The 15,498-nt window shown below is 38.3% G+C and carries 15 protein-coding genes; 5 read left to right on the top strand and 10 right to left on the bottom strand.

Features of this window, described 5'->3' with window-relative positions; genetic code table 11:
• Window positions 1-8 precede the first annotated feature (8 nt).
• From R2876_05015 to cysS, 4 genes are all read right to left on the bottom strand, one after another.
• The gene (locus R2876_05015) at window positions 9-812 is read right to left on the bottom strand and encodes a restriction endonuclease (protein ID MEZ4357973.1); all 804 of its coding nucleotides are present in this window, start codon (window positions 810-812) and stop codon (window positions 9-11) included.
• Window positions 813-908: 96 nt separating this feature from the next.
• The gene (lysS, locus tag R2876_05010) at window positions 909-2,411 is read right to left on the bottom strand and encodes a lysine--tRNA ligase (GenBank protein ID MEZ4357972.1); all 1,503 of its coding nucleotides are present in this window, start codon (window positions 2,409-2,411) and stop codon (window positions 909-911) included.
• Between the two features lie 11 nt (window positions 2,412-2,422).
• The gene (gene greA / locus R2876_05005) at window positions 2,423-2,893 is read right to left on the bottom strand and encodes a transcription elongation factor GreA (GenBank protein ID MEZ4357971.1); all 471 of its coding nucleotides are present in this window, start codon (window positions 2,891-2,893) and stop codon (window positions 2,423-2,425) included.
• Between the two features lie 258 nt (window positions 2,894-3,151).
• The gene (gene cysS, locus R2876_05000) at window positions 3,152-4,534 is read right to left on the bottom strand and encodes a cysteine--tRNA ligase (GenBank protein ID MEZ4357970.1); all 1,383 of its coding nucleotides are present in this window, start codon (window positions 4,532-4,534) and stop codon (window positions 3,152-3,154) included.
• A gap of 199 nt (window positions 4,535-4,733) precedes the next feature.
• Between cysS and R2876_04995 the strand changes: the two genes are divergently transcribed.
• The 5 genes from R2876_04995 (at window position 4,734) to R2876_04975 (ending at window position 10,621) form a co-directional block, all read left to right on the top strand.
• Window positions 4,734-5,762, top strand: coding sequence for an ATP-dependent 6-phosphofructokinase (locus R2876_04995; protein ID MEZ4357969.1), 1,029 nt, complete (start codon window positions 4,734-4,736; stop codon window positions 5,760-5,762).
• A gap of 156 nt (window positions 5,763-5,918) precedes the next feature.
• Window positions 5,919-6,485 (top strand): LemA family protein, encoded by a 567-nt coding sequence (locus R2876_04990; protein ID MEZ4357968.1) that lies wholly within the window; start codon window positions 5,919-5,921, stop codon window positions 6,483-6,485.
• 10 nt (window positions 6,486-6,495) lie between these two features.
• Window positions 6,496-8,391: a DUF2207 domain-containing protein gene (locus tag R2876_04985; GenBank protein MEZ4357967.1), complete on the top strand. Its 1,896-nt coding sequence runs from the start codon at window positions 6,496-6,498 to the stop codon at window positions 8,389-8,391.
• Between the two features lie 173 nt (window positions 8,392-8,564).
• Window positions 8,565-9,218: a TetR/AcrR family transcriptional regulator gene (locus R2876_04980; protein ID MEZ4357966.1), complete on the top strand. Its 654-nt coding sequence runs from the start codon at window positions 8,565-8,567 to the stop codon at window positions 9,216-9,218.
• A gap of 32 nt (window positions 9,219-9,250) precedes the next feature.
• Window positions 9,251-10,621: a radical SAM protein gene (locus R2876_04975; protein MEZ4357965.1), complete on the top strand. Its 1,371-nt coding sequence runs from the start codon at window positions 9,251-9,253 to the stop codon at window positions 10,619-10,621.
• 82 nt (window positions 10,622-10,703) lie between these two features.
• Here the strand turns inward: R2876_04975 and R2876_04970 are convergent, their stop codons facing one another.
• The 6 genes from R2876_04970 to R2876_04945 all read right to left on the bottom strand — a co-directional run bounded on the left by R2876_04970 (window position 10,704) and on the right by R2876_04945 (window position 15,478).
• Window positions 10,704-11,243: a 2-oxoacid:acceptor oxidoreductase family protein gene (locus R2876_04970; GenBank protein ID MEZ4357964.1), complete on the bottom strand. Its 540-nt coding sequence runs from the start codon at window positions 11,241-11,243 to the stop codon at window positions 10,704-10,706.
• Window positions 11,244-11,245: 2 nt separating this feature from the next.
• Window positions 11,246-11,983 carry a thiamine pyrophosphate-dependent enzyme gene (locus R2876_04965; protein MEZ4357963.1) on the bottom strand — a complete coding sequence of 246 codons (738 nt, stop codon included), beginning with the start codon at window positions 11,981-11,983 and terminating at the stop codon, window positions 11,246-11,248.
• Window positions 11,984-13,045, bottom strand: a complete 1,062-nt coding sequence (locus R2876_04960) for a 3-methyl-2-oxobutanoate dehydrogenase subunit VorB (protein MEZ4357962.1) — start codon at window positions 13,043-13,045, stop codon at window positions 11,984-11,986. It abuts the gene before it with no gap.
• Between the two features lie 19 nt (window positions 13,046-13,064).
• On the bottom strand, window positions 13,065-13,271 hold the full coding sequence (locus R2876_04955) for a 4Fe-4S binding protein (protein ID MEZ4357961.1): 207 nt from the start codon (window positions 13,269-13,271) through the stop codon (window positions 13,065-13,067).
• A gap of 136 nt (window positions 13,272-13,407) precedes the next feature.
• Window positions 13,408-13,998: a DUF6320 domain-containing protein gene (locus R2876_04950; protein MEZ4357960.1), complete on the bottom strand. Its 591-nt coding sequence runs from the start codon at window positions 13,996-13,998 to the stop codon at window positions 13,408-13,410.
• The gene (locus R2876_04945; GenBank protein ID MEZ4357959.1) at window positions 13,970-15,478 is read right to left on the bottom strand and encodes a hypothetical protein; all 1,509 of its coding nucleotides are present in this window, start codon (window positions 15,476-15,478) and stop codon (window positions 13,970-13,972) included. Before R2876_04945 ends, R2876_04950 begins: the two co-directional genes overlap by 29 nt.
• Window positions 15,479-15,498 lie beyond the last annotated feature (20 nt).

The following is a 15,498-nucleotide window of genomic DNA, read 5'->3' as shown; positions in this document are numbered from 1 at the left end:
CAGTTTGGTTAATCATTCAAATTGTTAGCCATTCTTAAAATATCATCTATCTCAATTAATTCTATATTCTTACCACTTATAAATTTCCTTACATTAAAAGTGAAACCTCTTGGCGAAACAATAATTCCATGCTGCACTCCGGCGTGGGTCATTACACCAAATAACTCTCTTGCAGTTGCTGGTGATACAGGTTTACTGTGATTTTTACATTGAACATAATAAGTTTGCTCATCCTTATTCATAATGATATCAACCCCACCATCACCAGAACCTTTTGTAACTCTAACCGAATATCCATGTAAATTATACAGCTTAGCTATTTCATTTTCAAATTTATGGCCTTCCATCTTAGTCCAGTATTCTTCTTCTCTCATCTTTATTCTTCTGCTTAATTCAATTTCATAACAACTTAAATCATATCGATATCTTTTATATCTATCAAGAACGCCTTTACCATCTAATGATATTTCTTCCATGCTTTCAATCCTTGTACTAATTATCGACATAATAAAGCATAGAACAACTATACCAGATATACCACTTATACTTCCAATCAACATACATGCGAACCAATCATATTCAGTATCAGCTAGATAATATATAGTAAACCCTATTGTCGGTATCAACCACCATAACCACGTTTTAGCATTCTCATATTTTGTTTTACGCTTTTTAAGAATCTCTTTCTTTTTATCAAACTTCGATATTTCATTATCTAACATTTCTTGAGTAATATTATAATCTTCTAATTTAGGTTTATCTTTAGTATTAAAATTGAGATAATTGATATCTTTATACTTTTTTCTCTTCATATAAATTACACCTATAACTATTTTTACATATATTATAATCTAATAATTACGAATAAAAAAGCGGTACTAAACTGTACCGCTTTTAATTTTTAATATTTACTTTATCGGTTTCATTGTCGGGAATAAAATTACGTCCCTTATAGAATAGCAATCCGTTAAAAGCATTACCATCCTGTCTATTCCAATGCCCAGGCCCCCTGTCGGCGGCATGCCGTATGAAAGCGCTGTGACAAAATCCTCATCTAAAAGCTGTGCCTCTTCATCGCCTGCGGCTTTTCTTTTGGCCTGCTCAGAAAAACGTTCCCTTTGGTCTATCGGGTCGTTTAATTCAGAAAAAGCATTTGCCATTTCGCGTGCTGTTATAAATAATTCAAAACGCTCCGTGATTTTAGGATTGTCTTTTTTCTTCTTTGCGAGCGGCGAAACTTCTATAGGGTAATCTATAATAAACGTCGGCTGTATTAATTTTTCTTCAACGAACTGCTCAAAAGCCTCGTTTAAAAGTTCACCCATCGTCTTTGCTTTTGAGTCAACTCCTATGCTCTTAGCAAGCTTGACTGCTTCTTCGTCTGTTTTGCATGTATAAAAATCCGCACCTGTATATTTCTTAACTGCTTCATTCATGGTCATTTTAGTCCATGGCGGAGTTAAATTTATTTCATTGCCCTGGTATGTTATCTTTGTCGTTCCAAACAGCTTTTCGGCTACATAAGAGAAAATTCCCTCTGTAATTTCCATCATACCGTTATAATCAGTGTATGCCTCGTAAAGCTCCATTAAAGTAAATTCGGGGTTATGCTTTATCGAAATGCCTTCGTTCCTGAATACACGCCCGATTTCATAGACTTTTTCAAGCCCGCCAACAATAAGCCGCTTTAAGTGCAGCTCTAGCGCTATCCTCATGTACATATCTATATCAAGCGTATTATGATGTGTTATAAAAGGCCGTGCCGATGCCCCTCCTGCATGTGTCTGCAAAATCGGCGTCTCAACTTCCATAAAGCCTTTTTCGTCTAAATATTCCCTTATAAGCTTTATTATCTTAGACCGTGCTACAAATACATCCTTAACTTCAGGGTTAACTATCAAATCGACATATCTTTGGCGGTAACGCAAGTCAGAATCTTTAAGGCCATGCCACTTTTCCGGAAGCGGCATCATAGATTTTGAAAGCAACTCTATTTTTGCTGCCCGAACCGAAACTTCCCCTGCATGCGTTTTAAATACTTCGCCTGAAACACCTATTATATCGCCTATATCTAACTGTTTAAAGTATATATATTCTTCTTCACCTATGTCATCTCTCCTGACATAGATCTGTATTTTTGCCGTTTTATCAAGTATATGGGCAAAACTTGCCTTACCCATGATACGCTTGGACATAAGCCTTCCCGCTATCGTCACCGTTTTGCCTTCAAAAGCCTCAAAACCGTCTATAATTTCTGCTGCTATAGCTTCCCGTTCAAACTTTACTTTTTCAAACGGGTCTTTCCCTTGGCTCTTAAGTGCGGCTAGCTTGTCCCTTCTTATCTTTAAAATCTCGCTTAGCTGTTCTTCCGTTTGTTCACTTATATTAATATTATCTTCCACTTCGCCCATCCTAATATATCTTAAAAAATCTTTAGTATCTTATATTTCATTGCTCCGCCCGGCGTCTCAACCGTAACGACATCGCCTGCGTTATGCCCAAGCAATGCTCTTCCGACCGGTGATTCGTTGCTTATCTTGTTTTTAGCAACATCAACTTCCGCCGAACCTACGATATAAAACTCCTCTTCCGATTTGTCTTCTATATCCAGTACTTTTACAGTCGTCCCTACGCTAACAACGTCAAAGCTGACGCTTTTTTCATCTATAACAGTTGCCGTTTTAAGCATCTTTTCGAGAGTGGCTATTTCCATCTCGACGCGTGCCTGTTCATTTTTTGCCTCGTCATATTCAGCATTTTCAGATAAATCGCCAAATGCACGGGCTACTTTTATCTGTTCGGCAACTTCCATTCTTTTAACCGCCTTTAAATATTCAAGCTTCTTTTCAATTTCCTCAACACCCTCGTGAGTTAAAACCACTTCATTCGCCATGAAAATAACCTCCCTGCAAATTCACAAGTAACTTTAGAAAAGTATATGCTTTTAGGTTATATCTATACCCTAAAATAATTTCATAATTTTGGAGATATGAAATAAAAATATACTAAATAATCACATGGTCCCCAATAATATTAGACTATATTATATTGTAAAGCATAGTCATTGTCAATAAATGCCCTCTTTAAAATATAAAAGAAAAGGACTACTATTTCCCTTTTCTTTTATTTACTGGTAAATTATTATTATTTATTAATCTATTTTGGTTATTTTAAACCCGTCAACCGTATCTTTGATTTCGTATCCTTTTTCTGCTATCTGATCACGCAATTTGTCAGACAACACATAGTCCTTTTGTTTTCTGGCCTGTTGCCTTTTTTTAGCCATATCGATGATTTCCTCAGGAATTTCTTCCTTTTTCCGTAAAATCCCAAGGACGTCTAGCAGTTTATCCAGCGTTTCAATCGCTTCTTTAGCGGCAGGCGCACTTGAACTCTCGGCAAAAATAAGATTTAGTTCTTTAACCATCTCAAATATCTGGCCTATTGCTTCTGCTGTATTTAAATCATCGTCCATAGCTTCTTTAAAACTCGATACATATTTTTTAAGTACATCTTTTATATCCAGTTTTTTATCATCGCCGTTCTTAATTATATGTTCTAAATTTTCCCGGCAGTTTTCTATCCTTAAAAGAGCTGTCTTTGCATTAGTTATCATATCTTTAGAGAAATTGACAGGGCTTCTGTAATGTGCACTTAGCATAAAGAACCTAACTGTAATTAGATCGAACTCCTTTGAAATGTCCCTTACCGTAAAAAAATTATTTTCGGATTTAGACATTTTCTTGTTATCTATGTTTATATATCCGTTGTGCATCCAGTACTTAACGTAAGGCTTGCCTGTCAGCCCTTCGCTTTGCGCTATTTCATTTTCATGATGCGGGAAAATAAGGTCCTGCCCGCCTCCGTGTATATCAAACGTCTCGCCTAAATATTTCATGCTCATTGCACTGCATTCTATATGCCAGCCAGGGCGGCCCTCTCCCCAAGGGCTTTTCCATGCTATCTCATCCGGCTGCTTTTTCTTCTTCCACAGCGCAAAGTCCATTGGGTTTTCCTTTGCCTTATCTACGTCTATCCTGGCTCCCATCATCAGTTCGTCTAGGCTCTGCCCTGAGAGCTTCCCATATTCTTTAAACTTAGAGACTCTAAAGTAAACATCACCATCTACTTCATAAGCCATGCCTTTTTCAATAAGCCCGGATATAAATTTTATTATATCTCCTATATGTTCCGTGGCCTTTGGATGAACGTCTGCCGGTAAAATGTTAAGGCCCTTTGCATCTTTAAAATATTCTTTTATATACTTTTCGCCGAGTTCCTTTATGGAAACGCCTTCTTCACGCGCGCGGTTTATCATTTTATCATCTACATCTGTAAAATTCTGAACAAATGTTACTTTATATCCGCAGAACTCAAGATACCGCCTTAAAGTGTCAAAAATTATAAACGGGCGTGCATTTCCTATATGAAAAAAGTTATATACAGTAGGCCCGCAGGCGTAAATAGATATTTCACCCGGTTTATTTGGAACAAGTTCCTCTTTTTCCTTTGTTAAGGTGTTATATATTTTCAAAAAAATCCTCTCCTGATTTAAAAATTAAACAAATTCATACTAAAGTAAATTATATTAGTAAAAATAATTTTTGGCAACCGTTTACTTTTTATATTTAAGTCGATCCAAAAAATTTTTTTGCCAGAATTGCAATATAATTAACTTTGTTATATACTTTTTATGTATACATTTTATAACAAATACCAAGGGAGGTATAATTTTGAGAAAAATAGGTATTTTAACAGGCGGCGGAGATTGTCCCGGATTAAATGCAGTTATCCGCGGAGTAGTTGAAACTTGTTCCCGCGCCGGAATCGAAGTTATGGGTTTAAGAAACGGATGGAAAGGTGCTATAGAGGGAGATGCTTTTCCCCTTACTTTAAAAGACGTTGAAGGTCTGCAGGTAAAAGGTGGCACAATTTTAGGATCATCTAGGACTAATGTCATGAAAATAGAAAACGGCCCGGAAAAAGTACGCGAATCCATGAAGCGTTTAGGGCTTGAAGGTATCGTAGCTATTGGCGGAGATGACACTCTTGGCGTAGCTAACCAACTTACAAAATTAGGTATGCCTATGGTCGGCGTTCCAAAGACAATAGATAACGATTTAAGCTGTACAGACTATACTTTTGGATTTGATACTTCTGCTAATATAGTTATGGAAGCTATAGACCGCTTAAGAACTACAGCAGATTCGCATGCACGTATTATGGTCGTAGAGATTATGGGAAGGCATACCGGATGGATAGCTGTTCAGGGTGGTATCGCCGGAGACGCTAACATAATATTAATACCGGAATTCCCAAAATCCATTGAAGAAATTGAAAAAATCGTTCTTGAAAGAAAAGCCTCTGGCCATCGTTCAACTGTCATTGCAGTTGCCGAGGGCTTTAAATTAAAAGGATATACCGTAGAAGCAACTGTAAAAGATGCTTTTGGCAACGCTTGCCTTCCAGAGCAGGAAATAGGCAAGACCCTTGCAAAAGTTCTTGAAGAGAGAACCGGAATCGAATCCCGTTATGTGGTTTTGGGCCACCTGCAAAGAGGCGGTTCCCCATCTGCTTTCGACCGCGTTTTAAGCCTGCGTTTAGGCGCAAAAGCCGGTGAACTCGTAGCCAATAAGCAGTATGGAAACATGGTTGCGCTTTCATCTACAGATATTGTTGTTGCCGATCTAGACAAGGCAGTTACAGAGAGAAAATTAGTAGATAAAGATTTATACCAAGTAGCTGAACTCTTGTTCCGTTAAACCTTTAAATTTTCTAGGGTGCTTTTAAGATGCGGCATAAATCCGTAACAAAAGTGCCCTATTAATTTATATAAAATTATTTCCCTTTGAAATTTAATAAATTAAATTCAATTCAACATAATATTTATGTAATAGATAATTAGGAGGACAAATATCATGGGTACAGGAACTATAGTTTTAATAGTTATAGCCGCAATCATATTATTTATCGTTATTTGGGCTATATCTAGTTACAACAGCTTTATTAGAAAAAGAAACTCAGTTGAAGAAGCTTTTTCTACGATGGACGTTTACTTAAAAAAGCGTTTTGATTTAATACCGAACCTGGTTCAGACGGTCAAAGGCTATGCTGCGCATGAAAAAGATACTTTAGAAAAAATAGTTCAGGCCAGAAATATAACAGCCAATGCAAAGACTGTTGCTGAACGTCTTGAAGGTGAAAACCAGCTGACTTCAGCGCTTAGGACTTTGTTTAACGTAGTAGTCGAGCAATATCCGGACCTAAAAGCAAATATGAATTTTATGGATCTTCAGCGTACGCTTAGTTCTCTTGAAGGCGAAATAGCCTCTTCAAGAAAATATTATAATGCAATAGTTAAAGACTATAATATTAAACGCGAAGTTTTCCCAAGCTCTATTATAGCTGGAATGTTCCACTTTGAGAAAAAACCGTTGTTTGATATACCAGATGAACAGAGAGAAAACGTAAAGGTAGAATTTTAAGAGGTAAAACATGAAAAAACTTCGTTTATTCACTGTCTTTGCTGTGCTTAGTGTATTTGTGATCTGTCTTTTCACCAATTTGACAGTTTCAAAAGCTTATTCAGGATACGATATACAAAGTTATGATACCAGCATAACAGTTCAAAGCAACAATGTGCTTTTGATAACAGAAGAAATAACGGTTCATTTTTACGAACCAAGCCACGGTATCTACCGTGAAATCCCAACTGTTTTGGACTTTGATACGGGTGAGAAAAATATAACCTACCATCCAGAGATTTCAAATGTAACTGTAAACTGCCCTGTATCTACTTCCTCATCCGGAGATTATTATGTCCTTCAGCTAGGTGACCCGGATGTATACGCAGATACAGAAGAGACGTATATAATCTCTTATACCTATGACTTAGGAGATGATATGATCGATGAATTCGATATGTTTTACTTTAACATTATCGGTTCATATTGGGATGCGGAGATTTTATCCGCATCGTTTGATATAACTTTTCCTAAAGCTTTCGATGCTTCTTATGCACAGGTCTACACCGGAACGAGCTCTGTTTCAGGTGAAGGCGCTACTATAACTTCCGAAGGAATGAGGCTTTATGGTAGTATAACATCCCCGCTTTCCCCGGGAATGGCTTTAACCGTATACCTCCCGTTAGAAGAAGGGTACTTTACCGGTGAACGCGTACCCCCTAACTACGGTGTGATTTCTATGATAATAAGCATAGCTATTGCAGGTTTGGCAATAATGCTGTTCTTGATATTCGGGCGGGACAAAAAGCCTGTACGCCCTGTAGAATTCTATGCCCCGGATAACCTTACTCCAACTGATGTGGGGTATATCATAGATGGAGACGTAGATACAAAAGACATATCTGCCTTAATAATATACTGGGCGGATAAAGGATACATTCGGATAGAAGAAAACCTTGCAGCCGGTATGATCTTATACAAACTCGGAGAGCTTCCACCTTCATCAAACGCATATGAAGTAGAACTCTTTAAAGGGCTTTTCGGCTCGAAAGACGAGGCATCGCTTAATAAACCAAGAGAGCAATTGGCTGTTGCGTTTACTAAAGCCAAGTCCCTCGCAAAAATAAGGTTCGACAATAAGGACCGTATCTTCACCTCTGCTTCATTAAAAGTACAGAGCTTCTTAGGATTTTTAACTGTAATACCGATAATGGCAACTATGTTTTTGTCTTATCTGTCATCCGGCGACACCCCGCCTCTTATATTCACTGTAATAGCATGTATGTTGCTGGTTATGCCTGCGCTTACTCTAACAAAGAATTTGCTTAAATACCGCTCTGAAAAGCGTTCTAAGTTTATTTGGTCTTTTATTGTAAGCTCGGTATTCTTATTAATAACATCTGTTTTAACGGTATTAATATCATATATGTTTATAAAATCCTTACTGCCAGGTATCGTTGCAGTTATTTCAACAATAATAATAATGTCCTTTACAAGCATAGCGCGTAAACGAACTGAAAAAGGCAACCGATGGTATGGCCAGATACTTGGTTTTAAGAACTTTATAGAACTTGCAGAAAAAGACCGTTTGGAAATGCTGGTTAAAGAAAATCCGGAATATTTCTATCACGTTCTCCCATATGCCTATGTAATGGGCGTCAGCGACAAGTGGGCTAAACAGTTCGATGCCATAGGAAACGTACCTGCTAACCCAGGCTGGTATACAGGAGATGCGCTAATGTTCAGAAATATTCTGCTCTTTACTTACATAAACAACTCCTTTGCCAGGGCATCTGCTCTAAGGGCAGCATCCGTCGGCGGTAATGCTGCACGCGGCAGCGGCGGCTTTGGAGGCTTCGGCGGAGGTTTCAGCGGAGGCGGCTTTGGAGGAGGCGGCTTCGGCGGCGGAGGCGGCGGCCGTTGGTAAAATAATCTATACTATAATAAAGGCTACCCGGTATCGGGTGGCCTTATTTTATTTAATAAAAGCCGACAATTTTCTACATAAAATTTGACAAATCTTAGACATAAGTTTATAATACATAAAAAATGACCGTTGGTCATTTTCTTCCAAATAATGCATATTAGGGGGATATATTTTTGTATATATATGATAAAGAAACACGTATCATCGATGCAGCACGGGCACTTTTCAATGAAAAAGGGTTTTATAAAACGAGTATACGCGAAATTACACAAAGAGCGCAGGTTGCCAAGGGTACTTTTTACCTTTATTTTACCTCTAAAGAAAATGCACTTTTAAAAATTGCAGAAACAGACGTAGAAAGCAAAGCAGTTGCCCTTAAATCCCTGATTAAAAATTTTACTGGCTCTGCCATAGAAAAGTTCCAGTTGGTTTACAATTACATTTTTAATAACAGTGCAGTTAAAAGCATCGCTTTTAAAGATTATTTAAAGGCGCTTTATCATATAGACAATACGCTTTACCGCATAAGAATCATTACGCATTTTAAGCTCATACTCACAAAAATGCTGGCAGACATTATAAAGCAAGGCATTGAAGAAGGTTGTTTTAACGTCTCAAGCCCTAGTGAAGTCAGTGAAATCATTATGGATATGGGATTTAATATGCAGGAAAAAATTGCGCGAAATATGCTTATTAGCGAACAAGAAATTAACTTGATCGAGAAGCTTACTAAAAAAGTCAGCGTTTTTGAAGATGCCATAGAAAAAATACTTGGATTAAAGAAGCATACTTTATCTCTTCATAGCATAGCGTTTATGAAGAAATGAAATATTTTTTATACCAAAGGAGATGACCATTTATGCAAAGTTTAAGCGGTTTGAAGCAACGCTTCGAATCCGTTGCAGTAAAAGAAGCTGTAAAATATCTTGAGAAAAATCCTATAGAGAATTTTCCAAAGCTATTAGATTGGGGTTTAAAGCTTACAAAAGGTACGCTCTGGGAAGATACCGTAAGAACTTTCCGCGGATATTTTAACGACCAAAATAGCAGCTACGGTCAACTAATACGGCGTTTTCTAACAGAACTTAACCCAAATGTCCAAAAAAACGTTTTGTGCAACTATTTCATTAACTGCGGCATCAAGGGCATGCCATTAATAGATGCCAAGTCCGAAGAAATCGGTGCAACTGTCCCATGGGCCATACTAATGGACCCAACAACTGCGTGCAATTTAAAGTGTACGGGGTGTTGGGCGGCAGAATATGACAATAAGCAAAACCTGTCTTTTGAGAAAATGGATGAAATCATAACTGAAGGCAAGAGCCTGGGAACATATATGTATTTATTCTCCGGCGGGGAACCGCTTGTCAGAAAAGATGAACTTATACGTCTTGCAGAAAAACACAACGACTGTGTTTTCGTTTCTTTTACAAACGCAACGCTAATAGATGAGAAATTCGTAGAAGATTTAAAGCGAGTAGGCAACTTTACGCTGGCTATAAGCATTGAGGGATTTGAAGAAGATACTGATTTTCGCAGAGGCAAAGGAACGTACCAAAAAATTATACGTGCAATGGACCTTTTAAAAGGCCAGGGAATACCATTTGGCTTTTCGGCATGCTATCACTCCAAAAACGTGGATACAGTAGGATCAGACGAATTTATAGATTTCATGATCGAAAAAGGTTGTTTATACGGCTGGCTATTTACCTATATACCTCTTGGCAAAGATGCAGTAACAGAACTATTGGCTTCAGACGAACAGCGCAAAGACATGTATTATAACGTGCGTGAACAGCGCACAAAAAAACCTATCTGGCTAATGGATTTTTGGAACGACGGAGAGTATGTAGGAGGTTGTATAGCGGGTGGCAGAAAGTATTTTCATATCAATGCGAACGGCGACGTAGAACCATGTGCTTTTATCCACTATGCTACGTGTAATATAAACGACATATCACTTACAGAAGCTCTAAAAAACCCGTTGTTTGCACAATACCGCAAAAATCAGCCATTTAACAGCAATATGCTTCGCCCATGCCCTCTGCTCGATAACCCGTACAAACTATGCGAGATGGTGCATGCCTGCAATGCATATTCAACACAGCCTCTCGATAAAGAAAACGTAGACGATCTAATAAAGAAAACAGAGTTTGTTTCAAGAAAATGGGCTATAACGGCGGATAAGCTCTGGAACACCTCATTAAATGAAAAAAAATCTACAAAATAGGTATTAGATTATAGCTAATACCTTTTATCTGCCATTAAAAAATGCCTTGCCAGCAAGCTTGCTGTTAAGGCATTTTTTGTATTTATTTTGTAATTTTTTGGGCTCCTGCTTCCATCGCCTTTTCATTTAAAGGTATCAAATGCAGTTTTTTCTCCCCCATTTTTTCTTTAAGTGCATCTATTAAATCCTTTTTGTCAACTACATCAGTAGCACTTACTAAAGCACCTAGCATAACCATGTTAGCGGCTTTTAAATTGCCAAGTTTATCGGCGATTTCGTTTGCCGGTATATAATGTACTGTGATGTCCGTACGGCTGCTCTTTGAATCTATCAGCGAACTGTTGATAAACAAATGCCCGCCGGGTTTTACAGCCTTTTCAAATGTACTCATAGATGGATTGTTCATAACTATAACGCTATCCGCTTCTGCAACTATAGGGCACCCAACCTCTTCATCTGAAATAACCACGTTACAATTAGCAGTTCCTCCGCGCATCTCTGGCCCATAAGATGGAAGCCACGATACGTTCTTGCCCTCATACATTCCAGCATATGCCAAAAGCTGCCCCATAAGTAAAACGCCTTGCCCGCCAAATCCGGCACATATAATTTCGTGAATCATGGCTATTCCGCCTCCTTTTTAGCGCCAAGTGGATAATATGGAATCATATTTTCTTTAAGCCATTTAAGCGCTTCTTTAGGTGGAAGGCCCCAGTTTGTCGGGCATGTCGAAAGGATCTCTACCATAGTGAATCCCTTGCCTGCCATCTGCATTTCAAATGCCTTCTTTATTGCTTTTTTTGCCTTTATGATGTTTGGAACATCGTGTAAAGATACTCTTTCTATATAAGCTGAACCGTCTAAAGTGGCCAGCATTTCAGACATTTTTATCGGTGACCCGCAGTGCTCCTTTTGCCTTCCGTAAGGAGAAGTAGTCGTCACCTGGCCTACCAATGTAGTCGGCGCCATCTGCCCTCCGGTCATTCCGTAAATAGCGTTGTTTATAAATATAGCCGTTATCTTCTCTCCGCGTGCAGCGGCGTGTACTATTTCGGCCGCTCCGATAGATGCTAGATCCCCATCTCCCTGATAAGTAAATACTAATTTATCCGGATGAACGCGTTTGATTCCGGTTGCAACTGCCGGTGCTCTGCCATGAGATGCTTCTGCCATATCACAGTTAAAATAGTTATAAGCAAAGACAGCACAGCCAACAGGTGCTACGCCTATCGCCTTATCATTTAAATCAAGCTCTTCGATACATTCTGCAACCAGGCGGTGGGCTATTCCGTGGGTACAGCCCGGGCAATAATGAAAGGGCACATCTGTGAGCATATTTGTCTTTTTAAATACTGCTTCCATTTACTTACCCTCCTTTATCGCAATTATCTCATTCAATATTTCTTTATAATGCGGTATAACTCCGCCGGTTTTTCCATAAAACTTAACCGGTTTTTTGCCATTTACCGCTATCTTAACATCTTCTACCATTTGCCCCATACTCATTTCCACTGCCAAAAAAGCATCCACCTTATCAGCAGCTGCACTTATCGGCTCTGTCGGGAACGGCCAAAGCGTCTTTGGGCGTATTAACCCTGCTTTTATTCCTTGTTCTCTTGCCCTGTTTATGGCAACTTTGCATATACGTGCCGTAGTGCCGTAAGCTACCAGGCAGATACTGGCATCGTCCATTAAATACTCTTCAAAGTCCGTTTCGTTTTTTTCTATTTCATCGTAGATTTTCTTCATGTCAAGGCATACATCGTACATCTCTTGCGGCTCTATATGAAGTGAATTTATTATCGCCCTTTCCCGAGATTTACCATCCCATCCTGTAAGTGCCCATGTCTTTTCAGGCAAATCCATTTTCTTTTGCTGCCTAAACTCGACAGGTTCCATCATCTGCCCTATCATTCCGTCACCTAAAATCATAACAGGTACACGGTAAAAATCCGATGCGTCAAACGCATGCATAACCATGTCTGCTGCTTCCTGTACAGATGCCGGCGCATAGACTATAAGTTTATAGTCTCCATGTCCACCGCCTTTAACAGCCTGAAAATAATCAGACTGAGACGGAAGTATACCACCGAGACCGGGCCCGCTTCGTACCATGTTGACTATAACGCAGGGCAGCCCTGCACATGCTATATATGAAATTCCTTCTTGTTTTAAACTGATCCCTGGAGAAGACGAAGAAGTCATAACTCTGGCTCCGGCACCCGATGCGCCGTATACCATATTTATGGCTGAAACCTCGCTTTCTGCTTGTAAAAAACATCCCCCTACCTGCGGCATACGCTTAGACATATATTCTGGTATCTGGTTCTGCGGTGTTATAGGATAACCGAAAAAGAACCTGCATCCAGCTTGTATCGCCGCTTCTGCTATTGCCTCATTTCCTTTTATTAATTGCTTTGCCATATATATTCACCTTTTAAAATTATTTAAATATCTCCAAAATCACATCCGGGCACATGCGTGCGCACATAGCACAACCGATGCACTCTTCCATATTCGTTACCATTATAGGATGGTAGCCAATTTCGTTTAAACGGCTCTTATCAAAGGCCAATATTTTCTTCGGGCAAACATCGATGCATAACCCGCAGCCTTTGCATTTTTTATCGTCAATTACTACCTTTGCCACAATTCTCACTTCCCTTTGTCTAAAGATTAAAAATATTCGCAACAAATAAATTATAATACATTTTATCAATAAAAAAAAGTATCCATTGCAGGTTTTAAAGCAAATAGCTTTTAACAACAGGTATACTTTTAAATACTTATTTTACATGAAATTTCTTTTTAAGCTCGCGCTTTAAAGGCTTTAGAAAAATTACTATGCTTATGATAAAAAGTGCAAGTGCAAGTGACCCTAACACGATAAGAGGCCAGTTTATTGTAAAAAGCCCGAAGATACCCATGATAACTGCTATCATAGACCCAAATACCAAAGTGTAAATAGAAACAAAATTTTGTTTTTGCTTTTGAAAATACAAAAAGAACATAATGCCAAGAACTATCAGTGAACTAAAACAAACTATAGGTACAACAAGGCTGGACCATCCTTCATTACCGTTTAAATAGTCTATCATCAAAAGATAAGCACAGACTAAAAGGGTTGTTAAAAAAAACTTTTGTATAAAACTGTGGTCTACGAGCGGATGGTATACAAAAATAACAAAAAATATTATTTCGGCGCCCAAGACATATAAAAACCACGGCCTCCCACCAACACATAGGTTGACTATGCCACATGAAATCAACCCTGCAACAAGTATCCAAAGTAAAATGTTGCGGATATCATAAAGCGTAAAAGATTTTTTATTAACATCAGGATAAGTATTATTCTTGTCCATGAATCCTGCTTCCATAAACGTTTATTTTGTTACCAAAATCAGTAAGCAGCCTATACAGCTCTTGCTCAAACCTTTTGTCTCTTGTAATCTTCGTAATAGAGATAATAGTTAAGTCTTTATAAGTGGTAATGGTACTGGCGTTTCTGTTGGTTATCGGAGGAGATAACACGAAATCAAACTTTTCAATGTAATCTTTCATTTCCTCCGGCACGGTAACGATACCAAGATTAGACAGTGTCGTTGTAAAGACCTTATCTCCTAGAAATAAATAAATCAGGTATGCTATGGGCTGTTTTACCAGCAAAGGAATAAACCTTAGGCTTTTTACCAGCCTGTTTGCTAAATTAAGCGTTTTATCCAGCTCAGATTTGCTTGCGTTCTTTGCCAGCTGCTCATTTATGATTTTAACCATGCCGGCAAAATCGTTTACTTCATTATACCCTAACCTTATAACACAGTATAGCGAAAAATTTCTAAGAGTATTCGAGGAATAAAACTTCCTCATGTTAACCGGAACTTGGATTTGGAGTTTTCGTTTAGGCGTTCTCCTTCTTTGCTTAATTGTAGCTTTAGCCGCTAAAAATACGCAGGCTAATATAAAACCTGTTATAGTAGTTTTATTTGCCTTTGCAACATTTTTTAACTCAGTGCTGTTAAGCTCAAAATGAACTATCTCAGTCGGCCTCTGCCTGGAAAGCCTGCCGCCCATCTGAAGCGCTGGTTTATCTCCGAATCCCTTTAGCTTATGTGCTTTGTCTGCTTTTAAAAAGTCGTTTGCCCACTCTTCTTCTCTCGGTTCTTCATCAATATCGAACACACCGTCTACAGCTGAAACATTTACTCCTAAAAGATGTAAATACTCGGCGACCAGTGATTTTAAAAACACCATTCCACCCGTTGCATCTGTAAGTATATGAAAAAACTCTACAGAAATGCGGTTATTATAATATATAACCCTAAAGTTAGGTGCATTGTTTCTGGCGATATTCATAGTTGCACATGGCAGTTTACTTTCTATTTTAATTCCAAATCTTCTGCTGCTTGCTTCTATATAATGCCAGAAAATACCTTTTTTTATTGTCATAGCGAAATATGGGAAACGCTTGATCGTAAAATTGAGTGCCATCTGCAGTATTGCAGGTTCTATATCGCTATTTAAATATGCAGACAGCCTAAAAACAGACATCTTTTCATGGCTCATTGAAAGCGGATATATCTTTGCTGCATTGTCAAGAGGGTACCATTCCCTTCTATTAGACTGTACGTAAAACTCACCTAATTTATCGGCATCTAATTTATTTAATATGTCTTCAGTGGTAAAACCCTTTTTAGTATAGTAAATTGCAGCTGCAGCAAAATCATTTATAAGCCGTAACCTGTATTTCCTCGGCAACTTAACTACTCTATTTATTCTGTTAAACAAGTCTAAATAGATCTGCTTGTCGTCTTTACTTAATTTAGACATCAGCAAGTCTGTTTGTCTTGGTTTCTTCATTAATTCCACCATTTTTTGCA

The organism is Eubacteriales bacterium (assembly GCA_041390245.1).
Classification (GTDB): domain Bacteria; phylum Bacillota; class Clostridia; order Christensenellales; family JAWKQI01; genus JAWKQI01.
Note: the sequence above shows the minus strand (reverse complement) of the source record. Positions and strands in the feature narration are given on the sequence as shown.

What these genes read in the sequence shown, in the direction of transcription:
- R2876_05015 (MEZ4357973.1), bottom strand. Translation starts at nt 812, where the DNA reads ATGAAGAGAAAAAAGTATAAAGATATCAATTATCTCAATTTTAATACT.
- lysS (MEZ4357972.1), bottom strand. Translation starts at nt 2,411, where the DNA reads ATGGGCGAAGTGGAAGATAATATTAATATAAGTGAACAAACGGAAGAA.
- greA (MEZ4357971.1), bottom strand. Translation starts at nt 2,893, where the DNA reads ATGGCGAATGAAGTGGTTTTAACTCACGAGGGTGTTGAGGAAATTGAA.
- R2876_04990 (MEZ4357968.1), top strand. Translation starts at nt 5,919, where the DNA reads ATGGGTACAGGAACTATAGTTTTAATAGTTATAGCCGCAATCATATTA.
- R2876_04985 (MEZ4357967.1), top strand. Translation starts at nt 6,496, where the DNA reads ATGAAAAAACTTCGTTTATTCACTGTCTTTGCTGTGCTTAGTGTATTT.
- R2876_04975 (MEZ4357965.1), top strand. Translation starts at nt 9,251, where the DNA reads ATGCAAAGTTTAAGCGGTTTGAAGCAACGCTTCGAATCCGTTGCAGTA.
- R2876_04970 (MEZ4357964.1), bottom strand. Translation starts at nt 11,243, where the DNA reads ATGATTCACGAAATTATATGTGCCGGATTTGGCGGGCAAGGCGTTTTA.
- R2876_04965 (MEZ4357963.1), bottom strand. Translation starts at nt 11,983, where the DNA reads ATGGAAGCAGTATTTAAAAAGACAAATATGCTCACAGATGTGCCCTTT.
- R2876_04960 (MEZ4357962.1), bottom strand. Translation starts at nt 13,045, where the DNA reads ATGGCAAAGCAATTAATAAAAGGAAATGAGGCAATAGCAGAAGCGGCG.
- R2876_04950 (MEZ4357960.1), bottom strand. Translation starts at nt 13,998, where the DNA reads ATGGAAGCAGGATTCATGGACAAGAATAATACTTATCCTGATGTTAAT.
- R2876_04945 (MEZ4357959.1), bottom strand. Translation starts at nt 15,478, where the DNA reads ATGAAGAAACCAAGACAAACAGACTTGCTGATGTCTAAATTAAGTAAA.